The sequence below is a fragment of the Janthinobacterium sp. CG_23.4 genome, from assembly GCF_029892305.1.
GTDB lineage: Bacteria > Pseudomonadota > Gammaproteobacteria > Burkholderiales > Burkholderiaceae_D > Janthinobacterium > Janthinobacterium lividum_D.
The window spans coordinates 1,782,452-1,809,031 of sequence record NZ_JARXUX010000001.1 but is presented as its reverse complement, the minus strand read 5'-3'; the positions used below and the strand labels follow the sequence as shown (position 1 = coordinate 1,809,031).

General features: G+C 62.3%; 25 protein-coding genes. 11 read left to right on the top strand and 14 right to left on the bottom strand.

The window, feature by feature from the left end; all coding sequences use genetic code 11:
* Positions 1-10: 10 nt before the first annotated feature.
* Both H4V96_RS08230 and ssuE read right to left on the bottom strand, forming a co-directional pair.
* Complete coding sequence (locus H4V96_RS08230) at positions 11-1,015, bottom strand: sulfonate ABC transporter substrate-binding protein (RefSeq protein ID WP_280720851.1); 1,005 nt, start codon at positions 1,013-1,015, stop codon at positions 11-13.
* A 24-nt stretch (positions 1,016-1,039) separates the two neighbouring features.
* A complete protein-coding gene (gene ssuE / locus H4V96_RS08225) occupies positions 1,040-1,660 on the bottom strand; it encodes an NADPH-dependent FMN reductase (RefSeq protein ID WP_196856032.1) in 621 nt (206 codons plus the stop codon).
* Between the two features lie 254 nt (positions 1,661-1,914).
* Between ssuE and H4V96_RS08220 the strand changes: the two genes are divergently transcribed.
* Genes H4V96_RS08220 through H4V96_RS08205 form a run of 4 tightly spaced genes read left to right on the top strand, consistent with a single transcriptional unit; the run spans position 1,915 to position 5,572 of the window.
* Entirely contained in the window at positions 1,915-3,129 is a 1,215-nt protein-coding gene (locus tag H4V96_RS08220) for an acyl-CoA dehydrogenase family protein (protein ID WP_196856033.1), read from the top strand.
* A 21-nt stretch (positions 3,130-3,150) separates the two neighbouring features.
* Positions 3,151-3,990 carry a MetQ/NlpA family ABC transporter substrate-binding protein gene (locus H4V96_RS08215; RefSeq protein ID WP_010397108.1) on the top strand — a complete coding sequence of 280 codons (840 nt, stop codon included), beginning with the start codon at positions 3,151-3,153 and terminating at the stop codon, positions 3,988-3,990.
* A 3-nt stretch (positions 3,991-3,993) separates the two neighbouring features.
* Positions 3,994-5,385 carry an LLM class flavin-dependent oxidoreductase gene (locus H4V96_RS08210; RefSeq protein ID WP_010397107.1) on the top strand — a complete coding sequence of 464 codons (1,392 nt, stop codon included), beginning with the start codon at positions 3,994-3,996 and terminating at the stop codon, positions 5,383-5,385.
* Positions 5,386-5,410: 25 nt separating this feature from the next.
* A complete protein-coding gene (locus H4V96_RS08205; RefSeq protein WP_157998717.1) occupies positions 5,411-5,572 on the top strand; it encodes a hypothetical protein in 162 nt (53 codons plus the stop codon).
* 147 nt (positions 5,573-5,719) lie between these two features.
* Here H4V96_RS08205 and epsC read toward each other — a convergent pair whose 3' ends face one another.
* On the bottom strand, positions 5,720-6,658 hold the full coding sequence (gene epsC, locus H4V96_RS08200; RefSeq protein WP_280720850.1) for a serine O-acetyltransferase EpsC: 939 nt from the start codon (positions 6,656-6,658) through the stop codon (positions 5,720-5,722).
* 191 nt (positions 6,659-6,849) lie between these two features.
* Between epsC and H4V96_RS08195 the strand changes: the two genes are divergently transcribed.
* Positions 6,850-8,019: a multidrug effflux MFS transporter gene (locus H4V96_RS08195; protein WP_029496322.1), complete on the top strand. Its 1,170-nt coding sequence runs from the start codon at positions 6,850-6,852 to the stop codon at positions 8,017-8,019.
* 13 nt (positions 8,020-8,032) lie between these two features.
* Here the strand turns inward: H4V96_RS08195 and H4V96_RS08190 are convergent, their stop codons facing one another.
* Positions 8,033-8,359: a hypothetical protein gene (locus H4V96_RS08190; protein WP_196856035.1), complete on the bottom strand. Its 327-nt coding sequence runs from the start codon at positions 8,357-8,359 to the stop codon at positions 8,033-8,035.
* Between the two features lie 225 nt (positions 8,360-8,584).
* On the bottom strand, positions 8,585-9,037 hold the full coding sequence (gene trxC / locus H4V96_RS08185; protein ID WP_070346969.1) for a thioredoxin TrxC: 453 nt from the start codon (positions 9,035-9,037) through the stop codon (positions 8,585-8,587).
* A 147-nt stretch (positions 9,038-9,184) separates the two neighbouring features.
* Between trxC and H4V96_RS08180 the strand changes: the two genes are divergently transcribed.
* On the top strand, positions 9,185-10,627 hold the full coding sequence (locus H4V96_RS08180; RefSeq protein WP_196856036.1) for a coniferyl aldehyde dehydrogenase: 1,443 nt from the start codon (positions 9,185-9,187) through the stop codon (positions 10,625-10,627).
* A gap of 18 nt (positions 10,628-10,645) precedes the next feature.
* On the opposite strand, the gene H4V96_RS08175 is transcribed toward H4V96_RS08180, so the two are convergent.
* The gene (locus H4V96_RS08175) at positions 10,646-11,251 is read right to left on the bottom strand and encodes a LysE/ArgO family amino acid transporter (protein WP_010397097.1); all 606 of its coding nucleotides are present in this window, start codon (positions 11,249-11,251) and stop codon (positions 10,646-10,648) included.
* Between the two features lie 204 nt (positions 11,252-11,455).
* Here H4V96_RS08175 and H4V96_RS08170 point away from each other — a divergent pair, with 204 nt between their 5' ends.
* Together H4V96_RS08170 and H4V96_RS08165 are read left to right on the top strand one after the other, a co-directional pair.
* Complete coding sequence (locus H4V96_RS08170; RefSeq protein WP_196856037.1) at positions 11,456-12,346, top strand: LysR family transcriptional regulator ArgP; 891 nt, start codon at positions 11,456-11,458, stop codon at positions 12,344-12,346.
* 105 nt (positions 12,347-12,451) lie between these two features.
* Positions 12,452-13,471: an alpha/beta hydrolase gene (locus H4V96_RS08165; protein ID WP_196856038.1), complete on the top strand. Its 1,020-nt coding sequence runs from the start codon at positions 12,452-12,454 to the stop codon at positions 13,469-13,471.
* 140 nt (positions 13,472-13,611) lie between these two features.
* On the opposite strand, the gene phaP is transcribed toward H4V96_RS08165, so the two are convergent.
* The 8 genes from phaP to H4V96_RS08125 form a co-directional block, all read right to left on the bottom strand.
* On the bottom strand, positions 13,612-14,262 hold the full coding sequence (phaP, locus tag H4V96_RS08160; protein ID WP_196856039.1) for a TIGR01841 family phasin: 651 nt from the start codon (positions 14,260-14,262) through the stop codon (positions 13,612-13,614).
* 274 nt (positions 14,263-14,536) lie between these two features.
* Entirely contained in the window at positions 14,537-14,878 is a 342-nt protein-coding gene (locus H4V96_RS08155) for a hypothetical protein (protein WP_196856040.1), read from the bottom strand.
* 27 nt (positions 14,879-14,905) lie between these two features.
* Entirely contained in the window at positions 14,906-15,274 is a 369-nt protein-coding gene (locus H4V96_RS08150; RefSeq protein WP_029496319.1) for a VOC family protein, read from the bottom strand.
* A 149-nt stretch (positions 15,275-15,423) separates the two neighbouring features.
* Positions 15,424-16,695 (bottom strand): YncE family protein, encoded by a 1,272-nt coding sequence (locus H4V96_RS08145; protein WP_010397089.1) that lies wholly within the window; start codon positions 16,693-16,695, stop codon positions 15,424-15,426.
* Between the two features lie 55 nt (positions 16,696-16,750).
* Positions 16,751-17,530 carry a creatininase family protein gene (locus H4V96_RS08140; RefSeq protein WP_010397086.1) on the bottom strand — a complete coding sequence of 260 codons (780 nt, stop codon included), beginning with the start codon at positions 17,528-17,530 and terminating at the stop codon, positions 16,751-16,753.
* Positions 17,531-17,811: 281 nt separating this feature from the next.
* Positions 17,812-18,279, bottom strand: coding sequence for an SRPBCC family protein (locus H4V96_RS08135; RefSeq protein ID WP_010397085.1), 468 nt, complete (start codon positions 18,277-18,279; stop codon positions 17,812-17,814).
* A gap of 171 nt (positions 18,280-18,450) precedes the next feature.
* Positions 18,451-20,097: a methyl-accepting chemotaxis protein gene (locus H4V96_RS08130; protein WP_196856042.1), complete on the bottom strand. Its 1,647-nt coding sequence runs from the start codon at positions 20,095-20,097 to the stop codon at positions 18,451-18,453.
* 88 nt (positions 20,098-20,185) lie between these two features.
* Complete coding sequence (locus H4V96_RS08125; protein WP_261981069.1) at positions 20,186-21,301, bottom strand: patatin-like phospholipase family protein; 1,116 nt, start codon at positions 21,299-21,301, stop codon at positions 20,186-20,188.
* A 775-nt stretch (positions 21,302-22,076) separates the two neighbouring features.
* On the opposite strand from H4V96_RS08125, the gene H4V96_RS08120 reads away from it, so the two are divergent.
* The 3 genes from H4V96_RS08120 to H4V96_RS08110 all read left to right on the top strand — a co-directional run bounded on the left by H4V96_RS08120 (position 22,077) and on the right by H4V96_RS08110 (position 26,515).
* Entirely contained in the window at positions 22,077-23,297 is a 1,221-nt protein-coding gene (locus H4V96_RS08120; protein WP_196856043.1) for a carbohydrate porin, read from the top strand.
* A 286-nt stretch (positions 23,298-23,583) separates the two neighbouring features.
* Complete coding sequence (locus H4V96_RS08115) at positions 23,584-24,597, top strand: substrate-binding domain-containing protein (protein WP_010397078.1); 1,014 nt, start codon at positions 23,584-23,586, stop codon at positions 24,595-24,597.
* Positions 24,598-24,877: 280 nt separating this feature from the next.
* On the top strand, positions 24,878-26,515 hold the full coding sequence (locus H4V96_RS08110; protein WP_196856044.1) for an alpha-amylase family glycosyl hydrolase: 1,638 nt from the start codon (positions 24,878-24,880) through the stop codon (positions 26,513-26,515).
* Positions 26,516-26,580 lie beyond the last annotated feature (65 nt).

Sequence of the window (26,580 nt, the reverse complement as noted above, 5' to 3'; positions counted from 1 at the left end):
TATTTATTCCTTATTTTGCGCTGGTAGCCAGCTGGCGCGCCGGCAGCAGCGCATCCTTGACGCTGATCGGTTTTGGAATCAGCTTCAGGCTGGCAAACGCATCGGCCACCCTTTGCTGCGAAGCCATGACGTCGACCGACACGGGTTTGACGCCGTAGGCATAGCGCGAAGCTGCCAGCGCCACCACTTCCGTGCTCAGGCCCGTCTGCGCCGACAAAATCGTCGCCACTTCGTGCGGATTGTTGCGACCCCATTCATCGACCTTGGCCACTTCATCGAGCACGATGCGCAAGATCTCGGGATTTTTTTCCGCATAGGTGCGCGACGCCAGGTAAAACTGATAGTTCGCCACCAGGCCTTTGCCATCGGCCAGCACGCGCGCGCCCAGCTGCTTTTCGGCGGCCGCCAGGAACGGGTCCCAGATGGCCCAGGCGTCCACGCTACCGCGCTCGAAGGCGGCGCGCGCATCGGCTGGCGGCAGGAACACAGGCTGGATGTCGGCATACGCGACGCCGGCCTTTTCCAGTGCTGTCAACAGCAGGTAATGCACATTCGAGCCCTTGTTCAGAGCAACCTTCTTGCCCTTCAAGTCTGCCAGCGTGCGCAGGCCCGAGCCCTTGGGCACGACGATGGCTTCGCTGGCCGGCGACGCCGGCTCATTGCCGACATACACCAGGTTGGCGCCGGCTGCCTGCGCAAAGATGGGCGGTGCCTCGCCCACGGTGCCGAAGTCGATACTGCCCACATTGAGCCCTTCGAGCAGCACCGGGCCGGCCGGAAACTCGGTCCATTTCACGCCCACGCCCTGCTCGGCGAGGCGTTTATCGAGCGTGCCGCGCCCCTTGAGCAGGGCCAGGGTGCCATACTTCTGGTAACCAATACGCACCTGCACCTCCCCCTTGGGCTGCGCGAGCGCCGCAGCCGGCATGCCGGCCGCCATCACGCCGGCAGCGGCGGCAAACAGCAGGCCCAAAGTGGTACGGCGCGAGAGTCGTTGTGCATGGCGATGTGTCATGGCAGTTCCTTGGTCGGTAAATAATCAGGCGGCTTGACATTGCGGCGCATAGGGCTGGTCTTTCAGCGAGCGGCCGGGTATTGAAGCATCAGCCGCCGCTGGCGGGCGCTGCCCCTGCAGCACGAACAGGCCATTGGAGAGTTCTTCGATTCCGGCTTGCACGCGCTCGGCAATCTGCGCGTCCAGGCTCAGGCCCTGCTCTGCGTGCCATGCCAGCTGCTGCGCATGGGCGTAAATGCTGGTGAACACCTGCTTGGCGCCCAGCGCCTGCAGCACGGGGCGCAGCGCATAATCCAGCGCCAGGGCATGGGCGTGGCCGCCGCCCGTGGCCAGCGGCAGCACCAGCTTGCCGGCCAGGCCATCTTGCGGCAGCAGGTCGAGAAAGGCTTTCAGCAAACCCGTATAAGACGCCTTGTAGATCGGCGTGGCGATCACGATGGCATCGGCGTCGGCCACGGCGCGCACGGCACGGGCAATCGTCACGTCGTCATGTTCGGCCAGCAGCAGGGCACGCGCCGGCAGGTCGCGCACATGCAGCTTGGCGTAGCTGTGGCCCTGTAGCGCCAGTTGTTCGCCGATATGCAGCAGCAAGCGGCTGGAACTCGATGGTAGTTGTGGGCTACCGCCCAATAACAAGATGCTCATGTGATGTCCGTCCCTGCAGGTTGTCGAAGATGGAGTTACTCGGATGCTTGCAGCCTATCGCCATCAGCGGCCCGGCAAAACGAATGCTTTCGCGCTTCGACATGCGTTTTTTGACTATCCGGGCTTGACGCCCCGCACGCGAAGGCGCCGGGGGCCGTGCGCCTTTTTTCGCATATCCATGCGCGGTTTTCTTCGTGTACGGCGCACGCCTGGCGGTGCACTATCGGCTGCATCGTCTTTCTGGAATGTCATCCATGTCTAGCGCTTTCCTCCACACTACCCGCCCCCAGCGCCCCGCACAGGAGCTGCTGCAGGACGCCATCAGCATTGCCACTGCACTCGCCGCGCGCCTGGCCGAAACGGCGAACGCCCGCGACCAGGCCGGCGGCCATGCGGCCCAGGAACGCGAGTGGTTGCGCGACTCAGGCTTGCTGACCTTGTCGATTCCCGTCGAATTCGGCGGCCAGGGCGCATCCTGGCCCCTGGTGTACCAGGTGATCCGCATCCTGGCGCGCGCCGACAGCGCACTGGCCCATATCTTCGGCTTCCACCATTTGCAACTGGCCGGCCTGCAGCTGTACGGCAGCGCGCAGCAGCAGCGCCGCTTGCTGGCCCTCACCGTCGATGAACGCCTTTTCTGGGGCAATGCCTTGAATCCACTCGACAAGCGAGTCAGGGCCATCGACAGCGATGACGGCTACCTCCTCGACAGCATCAAGAGCTTTTCTTCCGGCTCCGTGGGGTCCGACTGGCTGACGGTTTCGGCCTGGCACGCGCCCACACAAACGGCGCTGATCGCCGCCCTGCCCACGCGCCAGGATGGCGTGAGCGTGCAGGCGGACTGGGATGCCTTCGGCCAGCGCCAGACGGATAGCGGCAATGTACATTTTCATCGCGTCGCATTGCCGCAGGAACTGGTGCTGCAGGCGCCCGCGCAGGCAGCTACGCCGCAAGCGAGCGTGCGCTCGCAGGTCGCGCAACTGATCATGGCGAATCTCTATCTGGGCATCGCCGAGGGCGCATTCGAGGCGGCACGCCGCTATACGCGCGAGCAGGCGAAAGCCTGGTTTGCCGCGGGCGTGGCACAAGCCACGGACGACCCTTTGATACAGCACCGCTACGGCCAGCTTTGGCTGCTGCTGCGCCCCGCGCAAGTGCTGGCCGACGCGGCGGCGCAGGCACTGGAAACCGTGTTGCGCAAGGGATCGCTGGTCACGGCGCACGAACGGGGCTTGCTGGCCGTCTCCGTGGCCGAAGCAAAGTGCCTGGCGCACAAGGCGGGGCTGGAAATCAGCAGCCAGATGTTCGAACTGACGGGCGCCCGTTCCACCTCTGCCCAATATGGCTTCGACCGCTACTGGCGCAACGTGCGCGTGCATACCCTGCACGACCCCATCGACTACAAGCTGCGCGACCTGGGGCGCTTTGCCTTGACTGGCACGCTGCCCGAGCCAACCGCGTACTCATAACTTACCCACCAAGGAGACACCATGACCATCGCCCGCCGCAACGTATTGCTTGCCACCCTGAGCCTCGCCCTGGCCAGCAGCCTTGTCTGCGCCAAGGACCCGAAAGACATCACCATCGGCACCAGCGCCGGTCCCTACGCGGACCAGATCAAGCTGGGCATCAAGCCTATCCTGGAAAAACAGGGCTACAAGGTCAGGCTGGTGGAATTCAATGACTATATCCAGCCCAATTTCGCACTGGCCGAGGGGTCGCTCGATGCCAACGTATTCCAGCATATCGTCTACCTGAAGAAATTCGCGCTCGAACACAAGCTGGCGCTGACGGACCTGATCACGATACCGACGGCGCCAATTGCCATCTACAGCAAGAAGCACAAGAGCCTGGACGAGGTGAAGGAGGGCACGACGGTGGGCTTGCCGAACGATCCGACCAACCAGGCGCGCGCACTGGTGCTGCTCGATCAGCTGGGATGGATCAAGCTGCGCGCCAGCTTCGACCCCGTGCGCGCATCGGAAAAAGATATCGCCGTCAACACGCGGAAAATCAAGCTGCTGCCGCTGGAGGCGGCGCAGCTGCCACGTTCCTTGAGCGATACCGATTACTCCTTCATCAACGGCAATTACGCATTGGCTTCCGGGCTGAAACTGAGCGATGCGCTGCTGACCGAGAAAATCTCGCCCAACTACATCAACCTGGTGGCCGTGCGCACGGCCGACAAGGACAAGCAGTTTGCGAAAGACCTGGCGGCAGCCTACCGCTCGCGCGAATTTCTCGACATCACCAACAAGCACTTTGCCGGCTACTCTAAACCTGATTACCAGCAAGGCGTGCAGACGGCTGCCAACGCGGCGAGCAAATAAGCCATGGCCAAAACGATACGCTTCAACGCCTTCCAGATGAACGCCGTCGGCCACCAGTCGCCGGGGCTATGGACGCATGCGAGCGACCGCAGCCACCGCTATACCGATCCGCAGCACTGGACGGAACTGGCGCGGCTGCTGGAGGCGGGCCTGTTCGATGCAGTGTTCCTGGCCGACGTGCTGGGTGTGTATGACGTATATCGGGGCAGCCTTGATGCGGCCTTGGAACACGGCGTGCAGGTGCCGCTGAACGACCCGCTGGCCCTCGTGCCCATCATGGCGCAAGCCACCACGCACCTGGGTTTCGGCGTCACCTGCGCCCTCACCTATGAACATCCGTACACATTCGCGCGGCGCATGTCCACCCTGGACCATCTCACTGGCGGGCGCGTCGGCTGGAATATCGTCACTGGCTACCTCGATAGCGCGGCGCGCAACCTGGGCCTAAACCAGCAACTGGGCCACGACGAACGCTACGACTTGGCCGACGAATACCTGGAGGTCGTCTACAAGCTGTGGGAAAAGAGCTGGGACGATGATGCCGTCGTCAACGACAAGGTGCGCGGCATCTACGCCGACCCTGCCCGCGTGCACCCGATCAATCACGTGGGGCGCCATTACCAGGTGCCAGGCATCCATTTATGCGAACCATCGCCGCAACGCACGCCGCTGCTGTACCAGGCCGGTACCTCGCCGCGCGGCACGCGCTTCGCGGCGCGCCATGCGGAGGCGACCTTTGTCAGTGGCCCCAGCAAAACAGTGGTCAAGCACTACGCCGACGACTTGCGCGCCGCCGTGCGGCTAGCGGGACGCGATGGCGATGCGCTGCTGATCTATGCGCAGGCGCTTATCATCACCGGCGCCACCGAAGATGAAGCGCGCGCAAAACACGCCGATTATCTGCGGCACATCAATATCGAGGCGGCGCTGGTACTGTTGTCGGGCTGGACCGGCGTCGATTTCAGCCGCTATCGGCTCGACGCCACCATCGACTACATCGATTCCCCGGCGGGCCGCTCGGCGCTGGCCTCCTTCAGCCAGGCCGACCCGGATCGCACCTGGACGGTGCGCGAAGCGGCCCAATACATCGGCCTCGGCGGGCGCGGCCCCGTGATCGTCGGCGATGCGCGTCAGGTGGCCGACCAGCTGGAAAGCTGGATAACCGAGACGGGTATCGACGGCTTCAATCTGGCCTTCGCCGTGGCGCACGACAGCATGGCCGACGTGGTGCAATACATCGTGCCAGAACTGCAGCGGCGCGGCCGCTATCGCACCCATTACAAGCAAGGCAGCTTGCGCCACAAGGTCTTCGGCCAAGGCCCGCGACTGCCCGAAGGCCATGCGGGACGCCAGGTCAGCATCGCCTCCGACAGCGCCGCTCTGGCAGCGGCCTGACGTAGCAGATAAACTGCCCTGCGACGTGCTCATCTCGGCGCATCCGGAAGCGTCGCAGCTTTGGCAGCGGCTGGAGGCGAGCGCCACGCGCGGCAGCGATGCCTTTATCGAGCCGCAGGCGTGCCGCGCTTACGTAGCGGCCGCGCACACCCGGCTCGACGCCCGCCTGGAACAGGAAAAGCGCTGACGCCGCAGTAAAACGCGTACTCGCGTATTGCGAGCGTGCCTGAACAACGTACCGGGCCAGGCACTGCACGGCGCAGCAGAGCGTACGCTGGCAGGCCAAGGCGCAGCGATGCAGCGCCGCCGCGATCGACGTTTTCTCGGAATCGCTTCAATCGTTGCGCATCTGCGCCTGCGATACATTGCTGTTCGCTGGCACGCTCTGCGTCAGCCATACATTGCCCCCGATGGTCGATCCCGCGCCGATGGTAATACGCCCCAGCACGGTCGCGCCCGCGTAAATGACCACGTCATCTGCGACGATGGGATGGCGCGGCGTACCCTTGATCAGGGCGCCGGAAGCATCGGCAGGAAAACGCTTGGCGCCCAGGGTGACGGCCTGGTACAGGCGCACGCGCTGGCCGATAATGGCCGTCTCGCCGATCACCACGCCGGTGCCGTGATCGATGAAGAAAGACGCGCCGATGTGCGCGCCCGGGTGAATGTCGATGCCCGTCAGGCTGTGCGCGATGTCGGCGATCAGGCGCGCCAGGAACGGAGCACCGAGCGCGTGCAGGCGGTGCGCCAGGCGGTGGTACAAGATGGCGATGGTGCCCGGGTAGCACAGCATGATCTCGGCCACCGAGGTGGCGGCCGGGTCGCCGGCGTAGGCGGCTTGCACGTCCGACACCAGCAGGGCGCGGATATCGGGCAAGCTGGCGGCAAAGGCGCGCGTGATATCGCGCGCCTGCAGCGCCAGGGCCACATCGTCGCTGGCGTCTGCGCCCTCATCGCCGGGCGGTCCGGAAAATAACAGGCCACGGCGCACCTGCTCGCTGAGCCGGTTCAGGGTGGTATTGAGTGTGTCGCCGACAAAGTAGTCGATGCTTTCGTCCGTCAGGTTGGGCCGCCCGTAATGCGTGGGGAACAGCGCTGCCGACAAGCCGTTGACGATGCTGGTGAGCGCTTCGCGCGACGGCAGTTCGCGCACCCTGCCGTTATGGCGGATCTTGTGCTTGTCTTCGCGCGAGATGCGTAGCGCCTGGATCACGGGCCCCAGGTTCCACTGGGGCGTGTCGTCGGCGGGCGCTGCGGGATCAATGCTGTGCATGGCGTGTCACTTCCAAAAAAAACGGCCAACAAGCCGGGTCGCCCTAGCATAATGGCGGCGAGGGGCGAAGCCAACGAAGGATTCTGCGCTTAGATATGCGGAAAACGCATATCGTTGACCAGCAAGGCGCGCGCCTGACCCGATTCCAGTGACTAGCGTAAAATGACGGGCTAACAAAACAAATCTTCAACATGACTAAATTATTAACCTGGATTTTAGCGGGCCTGGCGATGGTCGGACCGCTTGCAATTGATACCTACCTGCCGTCTTTTCCCGCCATCGCGCACGATTTCAATGCCAGCCCCCTGCTGGTGCAGCAAACCCTGAGTTTTTTCCTGTTCACCTTCGCCTTCATGATGCTGTTCTACGGCACCCTGTCCGATTCGTTCGGCCGCCGTCCCGTGATTCTCGTCTCGCTGGTAATGTATGTGATCGCCTCCGTGGGCGCCGCGCTGGCGCCGTCGCTGGGCTGGCTGCTGGCCTGGCGCGTGCTGCAGGGCCTGTCGGCGGGCGCCGGCTCCGTGATCGGCCGCGCCATCGTGCAAGACCGCTATTCGGGCGCCGCTGCGCAAAAAATCCTCTCGCACATCATGATGGTATTCGCCCTGGCGCCGGCCATCGCCCCCGTGCTGGGTGGCTGGCTGCAAGTGTCGCTGGGCTGGCGGGCGATCTTCTGGTTCCTCACGGCCTTCGGCGTACTGATGTTCCTCGTCGTCTGGCGCGCGCTGCCGGAAAGCCTGCCGAAGCAGCAGCGCCATGCCTTCCACTTGGGCGACATCGCCGTCAATTACTGGAAAGTGCTGTGCCACCGCCAGTTCCTGCTGCTGTCGACGGCCATCGGCGCCGCCTTTGGCGGCTTCGCCCTGTATATCGGCTCGGCCGCCTACTTCATCATCAACATCCTGCATTTGCCCGAAACGGCATTCGCCTGGCTGTTCATTCCCTTAATTGGCGGCATGGTGTTCGGCTCGGCCCTGTCGGCGAAAATCGCCCATCGCATCAGCCAGCGCCAGATGATCTGGGCCGGCTTCATCCTGATGCTGCTGGCAGCGCTGGCCAACATCGGCTACAACGTTGTCTTCGCCGCCGAAGTGCCATGGGCCGTGCTGCCCCTGTTCTTCTATTCGTTCGCCCTGTCCCTTGCCATGCCTCCGATGACGCTGATGGCCCTGAACCACTTCCCCAACAACAGCGGCCTGGCCTCGTCGATGCAGTCGTTCATCCAGATGCTGCTGTTCGCGCTGGTGTCGGGCTTGGTGGCGCCGCTGCTGTTCGACAGCGCCCTGAACCTGGCGTATGGCGTGATGGCGGGATTGCTGGTGGCGCTATTGTGCTGGGTGTTTGCGCAGGGTAAGCGCTAACGCGCAGGTCCGATTACGGCCAGGGCGCAGGCGTGACGTCCAAATATTGCGCGCCGCCCTGCTCCGGTTCCGCTTCATTCTGCTGCAACGGCTGCTTCAACGGCTGCTTCAACGGCCCGGCCGGCGAACGCAAACTTAACAGTTCCTTGCGCGCCTCGACGAAGTCAGCCGAACTGAGCGGATGTTGCTGATCCGGCCAGTGATGGACTGCCCATTCCTGCAAGGTTTCAAAGCGCCGCCACAGTTCGGCAATGAATTCACGGCGCGCTTGTTCACCTTCTTCACCTTGTTTACCTTGTTCGCCCGTCTTCCCGACGTCTTGCCCGCTATATCCCTGCATGGCTGCTCCCTGTGTGATACATCATGGGGCAAGACTACGCAGGGAACAGCGAGGCGTCTGTTAGCGAACGAACACTCAGTGATGCGGGTAGCTCGGGCAAACCCGCGGCGCTGCACGTCGCCCCGCATGGCCAGATATTTCTGCCCGGGTTTGAGCATCGGACGCCCTGCTGCATGGCGTCATGGTCAATGTAAGACGGGAAAGCTGACGCGTTTCCCCACGCGCCTAGCGACGCGCCTGGCCCCTGGCCCAGGCGATGATGGCATGGGCATCGATGGCGCCCGGCTGGCGCGCCACTTCCACGCCGCGCACGAACAGGGCCAGCGTGGGAATGCTACGGATATTGAAACGGCTGCCCAGGTCCGGCGACGCTTGCGTATTGACCTTGACGACGCGAAACGCCGGCTCCAGGGTTTTGGCGGCCTGGACATAGAATGGTGCCATGCTGCGGCACGGACCGCACCACGGCGCCCAGAAATCGACCAGTACGGGAATGTCGCTGCGCTCGATATGCTTGAGGAAACGGGCGCTGGCCAGGTCCACGGGCTGGCCCATGAATAAATCCTTCTGGCACTTGCCGCAGGTCGGTTGCGCGTTGAGCCGGTCGTGCGGCAGGCGGTTGACGGCATCACAATGGGGGCAAACGATGTGCAGGCAGTCTGGCGTGGTCGAGGTCATGGCATTCCTGGGGAACGTAGCGTAAAGTTGAGCGATATTTTACGGCTTATCGTGCAGCGCTGTCGGCACGCTGGCAGCGCCTGCGTCAATACTCCACTATAGTGTGCTGGAACGGCGCGCATCTTGCCCGCCCAGCCAAGGAAAACAATGCCTGATGTCGCAAAAAACATGGATTTGAGCAGCAAGCCGGCGCACGCAGAACTCGATGCCGCCCTGGCCTTGCAACGTGCCGCCTACTTGCTCCACCCCGTACCCACGCTTGCCGAGCGCAAGCGCGACCTGCAAACCCTGCAGCGCTTCATCGGCGAGCATAAAGAAGCGCTCTGCGAGGCGATCAGTGCCGATTATGGCAACCGCTCGCGGCACGAAACCTTGCTCGCGGAGATCTTTCCCGCCACCGACGGCATCGCCCATGTACTGAAACACTTAAAAAAGTGGATGCAGCCGCAGCGCCGCAGCGTCGATAGGCGCAATTTCCTGGGCGCCCGCAACCGCGTGCTGCCCCAGCCACTGGGGGTGGTGGGCGTCATCGTGCCGTGGAATTTCCCCGTGAACCTGAGCCTGGTGCCGTTGACCTACATCTTTGCCGCCGGCAACCGTGCCATGGTCAAGATGAGCGAGAACTCGCGCCATCTGAGCCGGCTGCTGATCGACAAGATGCCCGCCTACTTTCCGCCGGAAAAATTGCAGTTTTTTGAAGAGACAGGCGGCGTGGGCGTGGCTTTCTCGCAACTGCCGTTCGACCACCTGCTGTTTACCGGCTCCGGCCAGACGGGGCGCGCCGTCATGGCCGCAGCAGCGCGCAATCTATGCCCGGTCACCCTGGAACTGGGCGGCAAGGCACCGGCCATCGTCTGCGCCGATGTCGACTTGCGCATGGCAGCCGAGCGCATCTTGTTCGTCAAGTATCTGAACGCAGGGCAAATCTGCACCAGCGTCGACCACGCCTGGCTGCCCGAGGCCAGCATCGCCGCCTTCGTCGCGCACGCGCGCACCATCATGCCCAAGCGCTACCCGCGGCTGGACACGCCCGACTACACTTCCATCATCGACGAGGCCGCTTTTGAGCGCTTGCTGCTGGCGCTGGACGACGCGCGCGACCGCGGTGCGCAAGTGATTTCGCTGTTGCCGGGGCCAAGCTACGACCGGGCCACGCGCAAGATCGCGCCGCACATCGTGCTCGATGCGCCCGAGGACAGTCTGCTGCTGCAGAGGGAAATCTTTGGCCCCATCCTGCCGCTGCGGGGCTATACCAAGCTTGACACCGTGATCGACAGCATCAACGCGGGGCCACGCCCACTGGCGATCTACCCGTTCAGCAACGACGCAGACACCGTGCAGCGCCTGATCGAGCGCGTGATGTCGGGCGGCGTGTCCGTCAACGATGCCCTGTACCACGTGGGCCAGCACGATCTGCCCTTTGGCGGCGTGGGCGAATCGGGCATGGGTCACTATCATGGCGTGGAAGGCTTCCACACCTTCAGCAAGCTGCGCCCGGTGTTTTACCAAGCGCGCTACAGCGCTTTGACACTGCTGTGGCCGCCGTATGGCAAACTGGCCAGCCGCGTGCTGGCCTTCCTGACACGTTGATGCTTTACAGCTGATGTTTTACAGGAACAGCGAGGCGGCAATGGCCCACATGACAAAGGCGATGATGCCGTCGAGCACGCGCCAAGCCATGGGCTTGGCAAACACGGGCGCCAGATAGCGGGCGCCAAAACCGAGCAGGAAGAACCACAGGGCCGAAGCCATGATGGCGCCGCCGGCGAAGTAAAAGCGTCCCACGCCTTCATGCTGGCCGCCGATCGAGCCAAGCAGGATGACCGTATCGAGGAAGGCGTGCGGGTTGAGCAGGCTGAACGCCAGTGCCGCGCCGATCACGGCCCAATAGCCTTCGGGGGCCTTGGCGGCCGACACCGCCATGGCCGTGGGACGCCAGGCCGACTTGGCAGCACGCAAGCCATACGCGATCAGGAAGGTGGCGCCGCCGGCCTTGGCCCACAGCAGGAAATTGGGATTGTCGGCAATAAACGTACCCATGCCGGCCACGCCGGCCGTGATCAGGATGGCGTCGCACAGCAGACACACGAGTATGCAGGTGAGCACGTAATGACGCCTTAAACCCTGCTTGAGCAAGAATGCGTTTTGCGTGCCGATGGCCACGATCAGGCTCGCTCCGAGCCCCATGCCTTTCAAGAAAATTGCGCTGTCCATATTGCATCCTTTATATTGCTTTCCATCACGCGCACGGTCGCCCACGCTCTGCCGGCAACGGCAAAGTCATCAGAGGTAGGTAGAGGGTGTAGCGGAACCAGGAGGACCGCGCGGGAGAGTGGAGTTGTTACCCTATTTCAACAGTGTAAAGAAAAAGTAAATATAAGTATAATTAATGATTCTAAACATATATAAGAGAATCTTATGCGCGTCGTCGATTACCGTGGATTGGCCGCCCTCGACGCCGTGATCGGCCTGGGCAGTTTTGAAAAGGCCGCGCAAGCGCTGGCGATCAGCCAGCCGGCTGTGTCGCAGCGCATCCGCACACTGGAAAACCTGGAAGGCACCCTGTTGATCATCCGCAGCCACCCGCCCCTGCCCACGCAAGCGGGGCAACGCCTGATCGCCCACTACCGCCAAGTCAAGCTGCTCGAAGCGGCGCTCGACGCTCAGCCTGGCCCCACCACGCAATTGCCGGAGCTGGCCATCGCCGTCAACGCCGACAGCGCGGCCACCTGGATCCCGGAAGCGCTGGGGCCGCTGCTGTCGCCGCCGTCCTGCCTGCTCGATATCCGCCTCGACGACCAGGACCACACCCTGAGCCAGTTGCGCGAAGGCCGCGTGTTTGCCTGCGTTACCAGTGCCGACGACCTGGTGGCCGGCACCACGGCCACGCCGCTGGGCGGCATGCGCTACCTGTGCGTAGCGTCGCCCGCGTTCGCGCAGCAATGGTTTCCTCACGGTTTTACGGTAGAAGCTGTCAGCCAGGCGCCGGCCATCACGTTTGGTAGCAAGGATGCCCTGCACGAGCGCTATCTGCAGCACCGCCTCGGCTACGCGGGCCGCTATCCGCACCATGTACTGGGCTCGGCGCGCGACTTCGTGCGCTTCATCGAAGCAGGCTATGCCTATGGCATGGTACCGCTGCTACAGGCGGAAACGGCGCTGGCCGCCGGCCGGCTGGTCGACGTGGCAGCCGGGCAGGCGCTCGACGTGCCACTGACCTGGCATGCCTGGGATATCCAGACGCCCCTGACGCGCACCTTGTCGGACGCCGTCATCGCCACGGCACGCAAATGGCTGTTGCAGAATTGAGCGACGCATGCAATCGTTATCTATGACAGACAGCAACTTCCCCTCGCCTGCCCTGCCCTGCATGGCCTACACTGCAAGCATCATCCACAAGCATCAGGAGCCAACATGACGATCCTGCGCACCACCATGCTCGGCGTGCTGGCGGCCATCCCGCTCGCTGCCAGCCTGGTCGCCTGTTCACCCTTGGGTGCCATCAATGCCTTGTCGTCCGGCAGCGCCTCGCAAGTGACGCTGGGCCTGCCCTACGGCCCCCTGCCACGGCAAAAACTCGACGTCTATGCTCCAAAAATGCGCACCGGCCCCGTGCCCGTGGTGGTGTTCTTTTATGGTGGCAACTGGACGACGGGCGAGCGCGCCGACTATGCCTTCGTTGGCCACGCGCTCGCTGCGCGCGGCTACCTGGCCGTGATCGCCGACTACCGGCTATATCCACACGCGCACTACCCCGAAATCTTGCAGGATGCGGCCCGCGCCGTGGCATGGGCGGCGATGGAGTCTGGCCGCCATGGCGGCGACCCCGCCCGCTTGTTCGTCATGGGCCATAGCGCCGGCGCCTACAATGCAGCGATGGTAGCGCTCGATGCCAGCCTGCTGGCGCGCCACGGCATGCGCCCGCACGATTTGCAGGGCTGGATAGGCTTGGCCGGTCCGTATGATTTCCTGCCGATCGAAAATACCACCGCCCAGCCCGTTTTCTTTTACCCGGACACGCCCGCCTCTTCGCAGCCCATCTACCACGTGACTGCCGAAGCGCCGCCCGCCCTGCTGATCGCTCCCCTGCCCGGACAGGATAAACTGGTCAATCCGCAACGCAACACGGCAGGACTGGCCAAGGCCTTGCGGGCTTTGCACCGGCCCGTGACGGAAACGTATTTTGCCAAGGTCAGCCACACCACCTTGGTCGCCTCTCTGGCCAGTCCCTTGCGCATGCTGGCGCCCACGCTGGACGCCGTGAGCGCCTTTATCGACGCCAACAGCAAGGTCGATAGCGTGCTGACAGCTGACACGGGCGCGGGCACGCACGCGCGGCAAATCCCCGCCACGCCCTTACCTGCCGCAACGGCGCAAAGCGCCACCACGCAGACGGCCGCGGCGCGCACCCACGACAAAACCTCCGCCCCTTAAAGAAGGACGCTCTGAAAAGACCGCTCTGCTCGGGCGCACGACGCTGCACCAGCTAAACTCAGCGCAGCGCAGCGCAAGGCTAGGCCCGCGCGATACGGGTTCAGCGACCGCTCAGCCGTCAGCCGATAACCGACAGCCGCTTATTCTTTACGGCTGGCGCTGCCGCTTTTTCCTTGGGCGGAGCCCGCATGCGAAGCGCTGCCGCCGGCCGAGCTTTCGCTGCCGGCCGACTGCTGGTTACCCTGCTGGTTACTCTGCTGGTTGACGTTTTGGAGGCTTTGGCCGTCACGGCTTTGCATGCCGCGCTGCTGGTCGCGGTTGGCACCATTTTGATGAAAGGCCTGAAACGGTTCGGCGATACGCTGCATGGCTTCTTGCTGCTTGCGCGCGTTTTTCTCCGTTTCTTCTGAAGCCGTGCGGGCCACTTCTTCGGCCAGGGCCTTGGCCGTACGGCTCGTTTCATTCACATGCCGCTCTGCCACATTGGCCAGTTCAAGCTGCGTATCGGCCGCCAGGCGCGACAGCTGTTGCTGGTATTTGCGCAGTTGCTCGGCCGCTGGCTGGCCCGCTACGGCAGCCACCTGGAATACATCTTCAGCGCGTTCGAGCGTCAGCAGGCTCTGGCTGGTGGCGGTGCTTTGTTCCAGCAAGCCTTGCGCCAGCTGTATGTTCAGCTCATTGAAGTGCTGCAGCAACTGAAACAGCGACTTTGACAAACCATTGAAAAAGGCCAGTTGCGCTTCCAGGTGGTTTTCGGCGGCAGGGGTAACACGAAAAGAATAGGAATACATGAAGTTCCTCACTAAATAGCGATTGGGTAGACACACGGCGCCACCAGCGGCTGTCGCACGCTTACGCAGACGGCCGGGCTACGCCACGAAACGCGAAAAAACATATCCGATTGGTGGAGAGATGCTTTGCAACGCGAGTCCCAAGGCTACGTGAGTACCGCAGGTGGGGGATGATCAGGATCAAATGTGCGCCAGGCTGCGCAGAAATTTTTGGCTCAGCGACAGGCCCTGGCCAAACATCAATGACGCAGCGGACAATCCGTGTCAAGCACGCTCAACGAGCGTCGCCGGTACTGGCACCCGGCGCGACGGGCTTGTAACCATGGCTGCGCAGCGACGCTTCCAGCCAGCGGTTGGCATACCAGCCGCGCGCCAGCAGGTAACTGAGCTCCGCGACAGCCATCAGCAGCAGCATCGGAGCGAGGCGCAGTTCGCTGGCCAGTTGGCTGCCAAACCACAGGCAGACATCCATCGCCAGCATCAGCAGCAACAGCCACCAGCGGCGCTTGGCCACGGCCCAGAGCCAGCCCAGAGACAGGGCTGACCAGGAAAATCCCGCTCTCACGTAGGCATAGCGGCCGGCATCGTCGGCAAACAGGGTGGCGCTGTGCTGCATATTGCTCTCCTCAGGTCATGCTCGGCGTCACGGCTCGGGATGGTGGCAGACGGCTTCGACATTGTGACCGTCCGGGCCCAGCACGAAGGCGCCATAGTAATTCGGGTGGTAGATGGCGCGGATGCCAGGGGCGCCGTTATCCTTGCCGCCTGCTGCCAGCGCGGCCTGGTAAAACGCATCCACCTGGGCGCGGTTGTCTGCCACGAAGGCGAGATGCATGCCGGCATGCGGCGTACCGCCCACGCCGAACCAGAAATCAGGCTTGCCATCTTTCCCCAGGCCAACCCAGCCATGCACTTCCATCACCACCGATACGCCCAGGGGTGCCAGGGCAGCAGAAAAGAAAGCCTTGCTGGCCTGTGCGTCGCTGACATTCAAACCGATATGATCAAGAATCATGAGGGCACTCCTAGCAGAATGTGGCACGAAAAACGCAGTATGTATCGCAATTGCATTATAGGCAAGGTTTACAAGCACTACTGCGCGGCGGAAGATGTCCGCACAGTAGTGGGGCTGATGGAGTGATCGCCTGGCGCCTGCCTCGCTCAGCGCAGGTTGCCCGTATGGCCCAGCGAATAGCGGCCCGGCTGCGGCCACACGGTCAGGCCGTGCGGTTCCTGGCCGACTTTCACTTTGGAGACGTCGCCACTGTGCGTATCGATGCGATACACGACATCATCAAAACGGCCGGACAGCCATAGATACTTGCCATCGGCACTCACATTGCCCATGTCGGGGCTACCGCCACCGGGAATCGGCCACTGCGACACCACTTTTTCGGTGGCGAAATCGATCACGCTGACGCTGCCCTTGCCCTTCGGCTTGCCGTGGATGCGGTGCGTGCCGCGGTTGGCCACGTATAGTTTCTTGCCGTCACGGCTAGGGTACAAGCCATGCGCGCCCACGCCGGTCTGGATGAAGCCGATTTGCTTCAGGGTGGCGCCATCGACGATGTGCACGCCATCGGCGTCCATGTCGGCGATATAGAATTTCTTGCCATCGGGCGAGATACGTATATCTTGCGGCATGCCCTTCTTGACGCTGCAGATTTCATTTGCCGGGCCGCCCACGGGGTCGGACTCGGCAAAACGCTTGGCCGGCATTTGCAATTTCAGGTAGCTCTCAACCTTGCGCCCCACCAGGTCGATCTTGGCGATGGTGCCGTCGAACTCGCAGGTGAAGATGGCGTAGCGTCCGTCATTTGAAAAATCGGCATGGTTGATGCCGCCGCACTGGGGCGTGTCGATCGCATACTGTACCGCCATGGTCTTCGGATCGCGGAAATCGAGGCGGCGGCGCGCCTCGGCCACGACGATGGCCGACTTGCCGTCCGGTGTGAAGTACATATTATAAGGATCATCGACCGGCACTTCCTTGCCCGGCTTGCCGCTCAAAGGGTCGACCGGCGTCAGACTGCCCTTGTCCGTGCGTTCGGCATTGTTCGCTACCCACAGAGTGCGCAAGTCCCACGACGGCACGACGTGCTGCGGGCCGCTGCCGACCTTGAACTTGTCGACGACCTTCAGGCTATCCTGGTCGATCACGTAGACATCGTTCGAGCGCAGATTGGGCACATAGATGCGGCGCAAGTGATCCTTGACGACGGCACTCATATTGCTGCTGGCAGTGCTGCCATACACGTTTTTCGGGTCCACCAGCGGCGGCATGCCCGGCAGCGGAGAATAGATGGCAGCGGGTGCAGCGGCGGCAGGGGCCGCTGTGCTGGCGCCGATGACCTGGCTGGCCACGCCCAAGGCTGCCAGTGCGGCAGCCAGGACGGACAAGGTGACGATGTGACGTCGTTGAGATTTTTTCATGTTATTTCGCGTCATTTTCGTTGCAAAAGCCGGAAGTTCAGCACCCCGGCGGATGTTATTGATTACGTTGCAGCAGCTGCCTGATGGCGGCCACCGAGCTATCGACCTGCAGCTTGATGCCGATCTGGCCCAGTTCCGCCGTGGCGCGCGTGGCGTCGCCGCGCACGCCGTCGGCCACGCCGGGCTTGGACCCGTGGGCCATGGCATCGCTGCGCACCATCGACGGCTGCGTCGCCAGCATCAGCGCCGCGTCGGCCATGCCCGCGTGCAGGCCGATCTCGGCGCTGCTATAGCCACGCTTATGCAGTTCGGCAATATAGGTCGATTGCGTAATGTCATAATAGCCGGACAAGGCATACGCACGTGCATCGTGCAGCGCGGATGCTTTTGCCCAGGCAAGGTTGAGTTTATTCGCCACATTCTGCTCGTTCTTTTGGTAACCACCGTGATCACCGAGGAAGATGATGTCGCGGAAACCATGCTGGCGCAGGCTGGCAGCTATCGCTTCCAGTACGGCTTCGAAAACGGCGGGCGGAATCGAAATCGTGCCGGCATAGCGCATGTGCCCGGCCGGGGGCGCAATACTGCCTTCCGGCACATAGGAAACGACGGGCGCAACCATGGTGTTGCCCAGCTTTTGCGCAATCTGGCGCGCCAGCAGCCCGGCACGCACATTGTGTTTACCCAGCGCAATATATGGCCCGCTCTGCTCGACGCCGCCAATCGGCACCAGCACGGTGGTGGCGCCGTGCTCGATACGGCTGCGCAACTCGGTACTGGTCAGCTCTTCCAGCATGACGCTGCTATTGGCAGGCGTGGCAGGCGTGGCGGCCATGACCGGTGCCGTGACCAGCAGACAGCAACATATCAGGACGAAGCGGGAAACGAGGGGCTGGCGTGAGATGCGCCGCGTGGGTGGCGCGCAAGGCGCCGTTTGCTGGGGGAACTGCGGAGTCATAAGCCACCATCTTTCCAAGTTCAAGGCATGGCGCCGTACCTGGCCTTGCCAGGCACGCTGGCTGCCACGCGAGAATTGTATTCCATCATGACGGGAACGGCACGTTAATTTGCGACGCTACGCTGCCTTGCCAGGAATTGACGATGGGAAACTATCCGTCAGACTGTTGTCGCCTTGGCCCCATCCACCTCGCCATCATGGATAGCAGCGTTGCGTTTTTCGGCATAGGCCTTGAGCGAACGCATCGTTTTGGGCAGACCTTGCCGGACTTGTTTGGCAACGCCTGGCCCGAACAGAAAAGCAAGCGCGCCAGAGAACCATACGCGGTGAATGACTTCCGATCCGCCATCTGCGGCAACAACCGTGTGCTCAAAATGTAGTCGGAATAGCGGAATATGCCCCTCGACAGTAAACGATCGGCCGGCAGAGCGCTCGGTGATCAGCATCGCAATACCCATCCCTTTGCTGGGAACTATCCTGCCCTTTGTGCCAACTTCGAATGGCCCGTTGAGGCACGCTTGCCGTGTATCGGGGTCCCACGCATGCCATCGGTCGACTTCGCTCCAGATTTGATCGATGAGCGTGGGCGGGACTGCAATGTGGATGCTTGCTTCGATCTGCCTCAATTTTTGATCTCCCCATCATGTTGATGAAAGTCAGCGGGTCTTTTATCGGGCCCCGCGCCGTGTCTCTCGTCAACTTGGTTCACCGTCGCCACAGGGACAGAACGCAACGCTTGCTTGAACAACTATCATATCACCGAAAAAAACCCCGGCGTACCGGGGTCGTCACAAGGTTTAACTGCGGGCGCTGCGACTGGGCAGCGTCATGCGCCGGCTGGCGGCAGGCGTCGCCCTGGCCGGCAAGCCAGCCGCCGTTTTCAACGATGTGGCCTGCGCATCGCCACGCAAGCGGAACACGGCCACTACGTCGACCAGCTCGACGGCGCGCTCTTGCAGCGACACTGCAGCAGCGGCCGCCTCTTCCACCAGGGCTGCATTTTGCTGGGTCACCTGGTCCATTTGCGAAATGGCCTGGTTCACTTGTTCGATGCCGGCGCTTTGCTCGTGGCTGGCATTGGCGATGTCGCCCATGATGTCCGTCACGCGACCGATGCTGGCGACGATCTCTTCCATCGTCGCGCCCGCCTGATCGACCAGCGCGCTGCCGGTGTTGACTTTATCCACGGAATCCTCAATCAAACCCTTGATTTCCTTGGCCGCCGCTGCCGAACGCTGCGCCAGGTTGCGCACTTCCGTGGCCACCACGGCAAAACCGCGGCCCTGCTCGCCCGCGCGGGCCGCTTCGACGGCCGCATTCAAGGCCAGAATATTGGTTTGGAAGGCAATGCCGTCGATCACACCGATAATGTCGGCAATCTTCTTCGCCGATTCATTGATCGAACCCATCGTGCCCACCACTTGCGCCACCACGGCGCCGCCCTTGCGCGCCACGTCCGAGGCGGACACGGCCAGGGTATTGGCTTGGCGCGCATTGTCCGTATTCTGCCGCACGGCCGAGGTCAGCTCTTCCAGGCTGGAAGCCGTTTCTTCCAGCGAAGACGCCTGCTGCTCGGTGCGTACGGACAAATCCGCGTTACCGGCGGAAATTTGCGCAGCTGCCACGCTAACCGTATCGGCCGAGGTGCGCACGGTGGCGATCACGTCGACGATGCGCTCCAAAAACTTGTTGAAGGCGGTGGCCGTGCGGCCCACTTCATCCTTGCGTTCGACGGGCATGGCCGACGACAAGTCCAGCGAGGCGCTGACGCGCTCCAGGGTATGCTCGATATTGCCCAGGCCGCCACTGATGGTGCGGTAGATATGCCACGCTAGAGCGCCCGTCAGCAGCACGGCCACGCCCAGCACGGCCAGCATGGTGGTAAACGCCGTATCGTAGGCGGCGAGGCTCTCGGCCTTCACGTCGTCGACCAGCTTATTGTTGTAGGCAATATGCTCATCTATGCTCTTTTTCACGGCAGCGGCCGTGAGGGCCAGTGGCGTTCCGGCGAGCAAGGTGGCGCGCACGCCATCCATGTCGCCAGCGTAGGCGGCAGCGAAAAATGGCACCAGCGCGCGGCGGTAGGCTTCCATGGCGGCCTGGTCGGCGTCGAGCATCTTGCTGTCCGTGGCGTCGTACAGGCGCTCGGCGCGGTAAGTGGCGATGAGCTTGTCAAAATTGGTGTTGGCGTCGACCACGGCCTTGTCCAGCGCCGTCTTGTCGGCCAGGTTGGCGAACACGGACAGGCGGTAGCCAGCCAGGCGCGCATCGGCCAGGAAACCCTTGGCCGCATTTAAACCCTGGATGCTGGGAATGATGCGGTTTTGCACGGTATCGAAACGCTGCTGGGCGCGCTGCAACTGAATGGCGCCGCCGGCGCCCAGCAGCAGCAGAGCCAGCAAGGCGATGGTAAGAGTCACAATTAATTGTTTGGTGATATTCATGATGTTTCACAGTCAGGAAAACAGCCTGGGGAGCCAGGCAGGATAAGTAGCTGCCGATCAGGTGGCCGGGGACGTGTTGCTGGCGACGTCAGGCCGCCAGGGGGGAAGCATCAGGCTTGCGGCGCAGCAAGTCGCCATGCTGGCGGCAAAATGCCAGGCCCGCCTTGTGGCCCACGTCAAACAGCAACTGCATGTTCGAACTGGACCAGTCCAGAGTGTCGGGCCAGTGCTGTTCGGGGATGCCGCCCATCAAGTCGAGTTTCAGCAAACGCCGCTTGGGCTGGCCCGTGCGCGCGTCGGTGTTGTGCTCGAGTTCAAACAGGCGCAATTCGCTCTTGGAAATTTTCACCAGCGGCGTGATGATGGAGCGCACCCAGGCGTCGTACAGGTTGCGCGGCCTGCGCAGCAGGCGTTCGTCACCGAGGATGTCGAGGATGACCAGGGTGTCGGCGTCATGGTGTTCCCCCTTGCCTTCGATAAAGGGCTCGAAATTGAGCGTGTCGAGCGCCGCACCTTCGATGTAATCGTCACCATCGATGGTCGTGGGGGCATACAAGAAAGGAAACGACAGGGCTGCGCGCACGTGGATCGGTGCGATCTCGTGCTTGCCCCAGATTTGCATGCGGTGCTCGCTGAGATTATAGGCATTGATGTAAAAATCGGGACGCATATGCGCCACGCCCGAAAAATCCACGGCTGATTCCAGGAAAGGCAAATGCGCGCACAATCCCAGACTCTTCGCCGACAGGTCCGATGGCGACAGCGACGACAGCATCAGCTTGCCCCAGTCCGACCAGGCAGTGGGCACGCCCGCAAAGCTTTGCTGGAATGCCTGGTAAAAAGGATTGTTGGCCGGCGCCTGGAAAGCATCTCGAAAGGTGCTCGCGTGCATGCCCGGCTTCTGGAACACCTTGTAGTTGATCGGAATCATCTTGTAAATGCTGTCGGCCACGCCTGTATCGGCCCAGTTTTGCAAGGCTTGGCGCGGCGTAGCCTGATGCGGCGTGGTGTAAAGCAAGCCCATCAACACACCGGCGCCGGAGGCCGAAATGACATCGAATTCGATGCCTGCATCGAGAAACGCGGCTAGCGCGCCCGCAATCAAGGTGGAATTTGGTGCACCGCCACCAAGCAGCAAGCCCGTCTTGCGGGCAGGTTTCTTGGCGGGTGCCCGATATGGCGGCGTCATGCTTGCTGTCTTCATGCACACTCCCTGAACGGAACCGGGCTCGCGCCCTCATTATTGGTGACTACACGCTTAATACGCTGATGCATGCCAATGTTGTAGCAATAGGAAACTATTGCAATCTGACACAAACAGATATTAAATTAACATAGATCAATTCTTTTTTGCAATTTACTTGACGCATGATGGGTATTCAGAAAAGACATAAGTTGACAATACGCGGCGTGGCGTAGTGCATCGCAGCAAATATATATTCTGCAATGTTGGGGAAAATTTTCCTGATGTCAGAATATCGCGCAACTCCCGTCATCGCGGCTGCCAGACTGTTCGACGGACTCGCGATGGCGCGGGAGCATACAGGTGGGCACGCAAATGCGTCACAAAGACGCGATTTTTGCGCCGCCGGTGGCGGCCCGACGGCCACAGCAACGAACGGTTGCACGATTACAGCAGGCACTGGGCCAGCAGGGCAAGATGATGCGCTAGCCGATCACGGGCAGGCCGAGACCACGCCTGCCGCGCGCCGCCGTGACGCGGTGCGACGATTGCCTTTCTGCATCACCGAGGTCGTACGGATCAGCCTAGGAAGCCTGTTCATATTGGGCAGCGCCACCAGCCTTTGATGTTTCTCCGCAACAGCTCAACAGTTGAAGAAGAATTCAAAGAGCAAAACTAGTTTACCGATCAAAGCGCTTTGAACTATACTCAAAGCGCTTTGAACCATAACTAAAGCGCTTTGGCTGTGCGAAGTTATGCGCACCGATCCCACACCTATAAAAATACTGGAGACGCAATGAACAAACATTTCTTGAAAACTTTGCCTGCCGCCGTGGCGTTGGCCTTGAGCGCTTCGGCTGCCCAGGCGGCGTTGCCGATCGACTTCGGCGGCTACATCCGCTCGGGCTTTGGCACCAGCAGCGAAGGCGGCAAGGAAGCCTGTTTCGGCCTGGCCGGCGCCTCGTCCAAGTATCGTCTGGGCAATGAGTGCGAAACCTACGGCGAGCTGAAATTCGGCGGCGAAGCCTTCAAGGCAGCCAACGGCACCACCTTCCGCATCAACACCCTGGTGGCGTTTTCCGTCAACCAGAATCAGGACTGGGAGCAGTCGAACCCGTCATGGCGCGAAATGAACGTGGTGGCCGACAAGATCGGCACGGGCGCCTTCGCCGAAGCGCGCGCCTGGGTCGGCAAACGCTACTACGACCGCCAGGACGTGCACATCACCGATTACTACTTCTGGAATAACAGCGGCCCTGGCGCCGGCCTGGAAAACATCGACCTGGGCGCCGCCAAGCTGGCCTACGCCATCGTGCGCACGGCCGACGACGGCGACAGCAAGCGTATGGGCCTGTCCCACGACTTGCGTTTTTCCGGCATCAAGGTCAACCCGGACGGTGAACTGACGCTGGGCCTGCAATTGAATCAGAAACGCAACGCGCAAGGCGCGGCCCCCATCGCCGGCGGCCACTTGCTGACCATCATGCATACGCAGGGCAATCTGCTGGGCGGCTTCAACAAGGTGGCATTGCAGTATGGCAAAGGCAGCGCCGCCAACACGGGCGGCTTCAGCCTGGGCGCCGGCAAGGATGACAAGGTCGTGCGCCTGACGGAACAGGTCATGATCCAGCCCAAAGGCGCCTGGTCGGGCATGGGCACCTTCGTCTACGAAGACAAGGAAACGGCGGGCGTCAGCAGCAAATGGACCTCGATCGGCGCGCGTCCCGTCTACCACTTTACGGACAACTACAGCCTGGCGGTGGAACTGGGCCACGACATCGTCAAGCCGGAAGGCGGCGAAAGCCGCAACCTGACCAAGCTGACCATTGCCCCTCAACTGTCGGCCGGCAACAGCTTCTGGTCGCGCCCCGTGCTGCGCGCCTTCTACACCTACGCCAAATGGAACAAGGCAGCCCAGTCGGCCGCCGTTGCCGAATCGGCGTTGTCGACGACGGGTGTGTTCGGTGGCAAGACCAACGGCAGTTCGCTGGGTTTCCAGGTGGAATCCTGGTGGTAATGGCATCCAACATTGGCTGATGCCGCAAGGCGCCTGCCACTGGCAGCAACACCGCCCGCTCACCGAGGGGCAGGCAATATCCGGACCCACCATTTCGCCGCTGCACGCGATGGCCGGCAGCTACACTGTAGTGTTTTCAGCAGTATCCTCTTTTAGCGCGGGCGCCCCTGGGTTTGCCCGCGTATTTTTTTGGGCGCTGGCGCCGCGGGTCATCCCCCTGATCATTCCGGCATTTATCAGATAAACTACCCTGCATCGCTCCCGACCCATCCCAGACGCAGCATCCATGAACCTCAAAAATCTCGCCAAAACGCTAGGAATATCCGAAACCACCGTCAGCCGCGCCTTGAATGGCTATCCGGAAGTGAGTGAACGCACGCGCGAGCGGGTGCTGGCCGCCGCGCAGGCCGCCGGCTACCGCCCCAACCCCATGGCGCGCAGCCTGGCCGTGGGACGCACGAATATCGTCGGCATCATCTACCCGCTGATGCCGAACGACCTGGCCGACCCCATGTTCATCGACATCGTCGGCGGCATGTCGGAGGCGCTGGAAGCGCAGCAGATGGACATGATGATCGCGCCCGCCTCGGCCACCAATGAATTCCACACCTATCAACGCATGGTCAAGGGCCGTCGCATCGATGGCCTGATCGTCGGACGCACGAAACCGTACGACGAACGCATCGCCTACCTGGCGCAGCAAGGCATGCCGTTTGTCGCGCATGGCCGCACGCAGCTGAACCAGCCGCACGCCTGGTTCGACTACGACAACGAGGCGGGCATGCGCCTGGCCGTCGAGCGCCTGGCGCAGCTGGGCCACCAGCGCATCGGCCTGATCAGCGCCACGCCAGACCTGAACTTCGTGCGCCAGCGCGTCGAGAGTTTCCAGCACGCCATGCAGGCCGGCGGCCTGGCCGTCGATCCGGACAACTTGGTCGACCATGCGCACGACCGCCGCGCCGGCTACCAGGCGATGCAGCGCCTGCTGGCCCGCTCGCCCCGCCCCACCGCCGTCATCGTCGACAATCACATGTCGGGCGTGGGCGCCGTGCGCGCCCTGCTCGACGCGGGCATCGCCATCGGCAGCGAGATGTCGCTGATCGTCTGGGGCGTGATGGAAGATTCCCTGGCCGGCCACAACGTCACCACCGTCGTCCAGCCCGACCCACGCGGCGCCGGCGCGAAGATGATCCACATGCTGCTGGCCCTGATGGATGGCACGCCCGTCGCCGACTTGCAAGAGCTGTGGCCGTGCGAACTGTTGCCGGGCGAGTCGACCGGACCGGTAATACACGCCTGATTTACCCCTGGAGCCAACTGCTGGGGCCGGTCACTGCGTGATCGGAATGCGTCCCACTGGGACGCATTCCCCCGGCGGGTCGGACCCATCTTGTTGTCCTGAATCACCCTCATAAAAAAATCGTATGTCTGGCGCGTGTATCGCTTTACTTTTCAAAGCGCTTTGAACTATACTCATTTCATACCCAAAGCGCTTTGAATTTTAAAATAAGACGTTCGCCTACCAACCAGCAGCGCTGTCCTGATAGCCGAGGCTACAGGCAACTTTTAAGAAATCATTCATGCCGACCATCCAGAACAATCTCGCCCACCTGCCCGCCGACTGGTGGCGCAGCGCCGTCATTTACCAGGTTTATCCACGCAGCTTCCTCGACAGCAATGGCGACGGCATTGGCGACTTGCCCGGCATTACCTCCAAGCTCGATTACATCGCCGCCTTGGGCGCCGACATCGTCTGGATCTCGCCCTTCTTTACGTCGCCGATGAAAGACTTCGGCTATGACGTGGCCAACTTCTGCGACGTCGATCCCATGTTCGGCAGCCTGGCCGATTTCGACCGCCTGGTGGCGCGCGCCCATGAACTGGGCTTGAAAGTGATGATCGACCAGGTGCTGTCGCACTCGTCCGATGTCCACCCGTGGTTCGTGGAAAGCCGCTCCAGCCGCGACAATGCCAAGGCCGACTGGTATGTCTGGGCCGACCAGAAACCCGATGGTACGGCGCCCAATAACTGGCTGTCCGTGTTCGGCGGTTCCGCCTGGCAATGGGAGCCGCGCCGCGGCCAGTACTACCTGCACGATTTCCTCGCCAGCCAGCCCGACCTGAATTTCCATAACCCGGCCGTGCAGCAAACGCAGCTGGACAACCTGCGCTTCTGGCTGGAACGCGGTGTCGATGGCTTCCGCTTCGATTCCTGCAACTTCCCGTATCATGACCAATTGCTGCGCGACAATCCGCCGGCCGCGCAGCGCGACGCCAGCAGCGTGTCGGCCATCAACCCGTACGGCATGCAAGCGCACGTGTACGACAAGACGCAGCCAGAAAACATCGCCTACCTGCAGCGCGTGCGCGCCGTGCTTGACGAATATCTGGCCATTTCCATCGGCGAAGTGGGCGACGACAATGCGCTGGCCACCATGGCTGCCTACACGGGCGCCGACAAGCTGCACATGGCTTACAGTTTCAACTTGCTGACGGCGGAGTTTTCCGCCGCGCACATCCGCACGCAGGTGGAAGAATTCGAAGCGCAAGTGGCCGACGGCTGGGCGTCCTGGTCCGTGGGCAACCACGACAGCGTGCGCGTCATGACGCGCTGGGGCGGACAACACCCGTCGCCATCGCTGGCCAAGGTGGTGCTGGCCGTGCAAGCGGCGCTGAAAGGCACGCCGTGCCTGTACCAGGGTGACGAGCTGGCCCTGACCGAAGCGGACATTCCTTTCGAGGCGCTGCAAGACCCGTACGGCATCCCGTTCTGGCCCCAGTTCAAGGGTCGCGACGGCTGCCGCACGCCGATGCCGTGGGTGGCTGACGCGCCGCATGGCGGCTTCAGTTCGGCAAAACCCTGGCTGCCCGTGCCGCCCGAGCATCTGGCGCGCGCCGTTGACGTCGAAGAGCGCGATAGCGCCTCGCCCTTGACCTTTGCGCACAACATCCTCGCCTGGCGCCGCACCGTACCGCAATTGCTGGGCGGCGACATCGTTTTCTTCGATGCGCCCGAACCCGTGCTGGCCCTGCGCCGCGACTTGCCCGGCCAACCGTCCGTGCTGGCCGCCTTCAACCTGGGCACGCAAGCGCTCACGTTTGCCTGGCCCGATGCGGCGCCAGCGGCCTACCTGGCCGGTCACGGCTTGCCAGGCAGCAAAGAAGGCCAGCAAATCAGTCTGCCAGCGCATGGCGGCTGGTTCGGCACCCTGGCGTAAATCGCAGACTTTGGCGGCCGTGCCGCCAATTACAATAACGAGCCCCGCGCATCAGCGGGGACGGC

What these genes read in the sequence shown, in the direction of transcription:
- H4V96_RS08190 (WP_196856035.1), bottom strand. Translation starts at nt 8,359, where the DNA reads ATGCAGGGATATAGCGGGCAAGACGTCGGGAAGACGGGCGAACAAGGT.
- trxC (WP_070346969.1), bottom strand. Translation starts at nt 9,037, where the DNA reads ATGACCTCGACCACGCCAGACTGCCTGCACATCGTTTGCCCCCATTGT.
- H4V96_RS08115 (WP_010397078.1), top strand. Translation starts at nt 23,584, where the DNA reads ATGAACCTCAAAAATCTCGCCAAAACGCTAGGAATATCCGAAACCACC.
- H4V96_RS08110 (WP_196856044.1), top strand. Translation starts at nt 24,878, where the DNA reads ATGCCGACCATCCAGAACAATCTCGCCCACCTGCCCGCCGACTGGTGG.
- H4V96_RS08165 (WP_196856038.1), top strand. Translation starts at nt 12,452, where the DNA reads ATGACGATCCTGCGCACCACCATGCTCGGCGTGCTGGCGGCCATCCCG.
- H4V96_RS08145 (WP_010397089.1), bottom strand. Translation starts at nt 16,695, where the DNA reads ATGAAAAAATCTCAACGACGTCACATCGTCACCTTGTCCGTCCTGGCT.
- H4V96_RS08195 (WP_029496322.1), top strand. Translation starts at nt 6,850, where the DNA reads ATGACTAAATTATTAACCTGGATTTTAGCGGGCCTGGCGATGGTCGGA.
- phaP (WP_196856039.1), bottom strand. Translation starts at nt 14,262, where the DNA reads ATGTATTCCTATTCTTTTCGTGTTACCCCTGCCGCCGAAAACCACCTG.
- H4V96_RS08155 (WP_196856040.1), bottom strand. Translation starts at nt 14,878, where the DNA reads ATGCAGCACAGCGCCACCCTGTTTGCCGACGATGCCGGCCGCTATGCC.
- H4V96_RS08170 (WP_196856037.1), top strand. Translation starts at nt 11,456, where the DNA reads ATGCGCGTCGTCGATTACCGTGGATTGGCCGCCCTCGACGCCGTGATC.
- H4V96_RS08120 (WP_196856043.1), top strand. Translation starts at nt 22,077, where the DNA reads ATGAACAAACATTTCTTGAAAACTTTGCCTGCCGCCGTGGCGTTGGCC.
- H4V96_RS08130 (WP_196856042.1), bottom strand. Translation starts at nt 20,097, where the DNA reads ATGAATATCACCAAACAATTAATTGTGACTCTTACCATCGCCTTGCTG.
- ssuE (WP_196856032.1), bottom strand. Translation starts at nt 1,660, where the DNA reads ATGAGCATCTTGTTATTGGGCGGTAGCCCACAACTACCATCGAGTTCC.
- H4V96_RS08210 (WP_010397107.1), top strand. Translation starts at nt 3,994, where the DNA reads ATGGCCAAAACGATACGCTTCAACGCCTTCCAGATGAACGCCGTCGGC.
- H4V96_RS08175 (WP_010397097.1), bottom strand. Translation starts at nt 11,251, where the DNA reads ATGGACAGCGCAATTTTCTTGAAAGGCATGGGGCTCGGAGCGAGCCTG.
- epsC (WP_280720850.1), bottom strand. Translation starts at nt 6,658, where the DNA reads ATGCACAGCATTGATCCCGCAGCGCCCGCCGACGACACGCCCCAGTGG.
- H4V96_RS08220 (WP_196856033.1), top strand. Translation starts at nt 1,915, where the DNA reads ATGTCTAGCGCTTTCCTCCACACTACCCGCCCCCAGCGCCCCGCACAG.
- H4V96_RS08215 (WP_010397108.1), top strand. Translation starts at nt 3,151, where the DNA reads ATGACCATCGCCCGCCGCAACGTATTGCTTGCCACCCTGAGCCTCGCC.
- H4V96_RS08180 (WP_196856036.1), top strand. Translation starts at nt 9,185, where the DNA reads ATGCCTGATGTCGCAAAAAACATGGATTTGAGCAGCAAGCCGGCGCAC.
- H4V96_RS08125 (WP_261981069.1), bottom strand. Translation starts at nt 21,301, where the DNA reads ATGAAGACAGCAAGCATGACGCCGCCATATCGGGCACCCGCCAAGAAA.
- H4V96_RS08230 (WP_280720851.1), bottom strand. Translation starts at nt 1,015, where the DNA reads ATGACACATCGCCATGCACAACGACTCTCGCGCCGTACCACTTTGGGC.
- H4V96_RS08140 (WP_010397086.1), bottom strand. Translation starts at nt 17,530, where the DNA reads ATGGCCGCCACGCCTGCCACGCCTGCCAATAGCAGCGTCATGCTGGAA.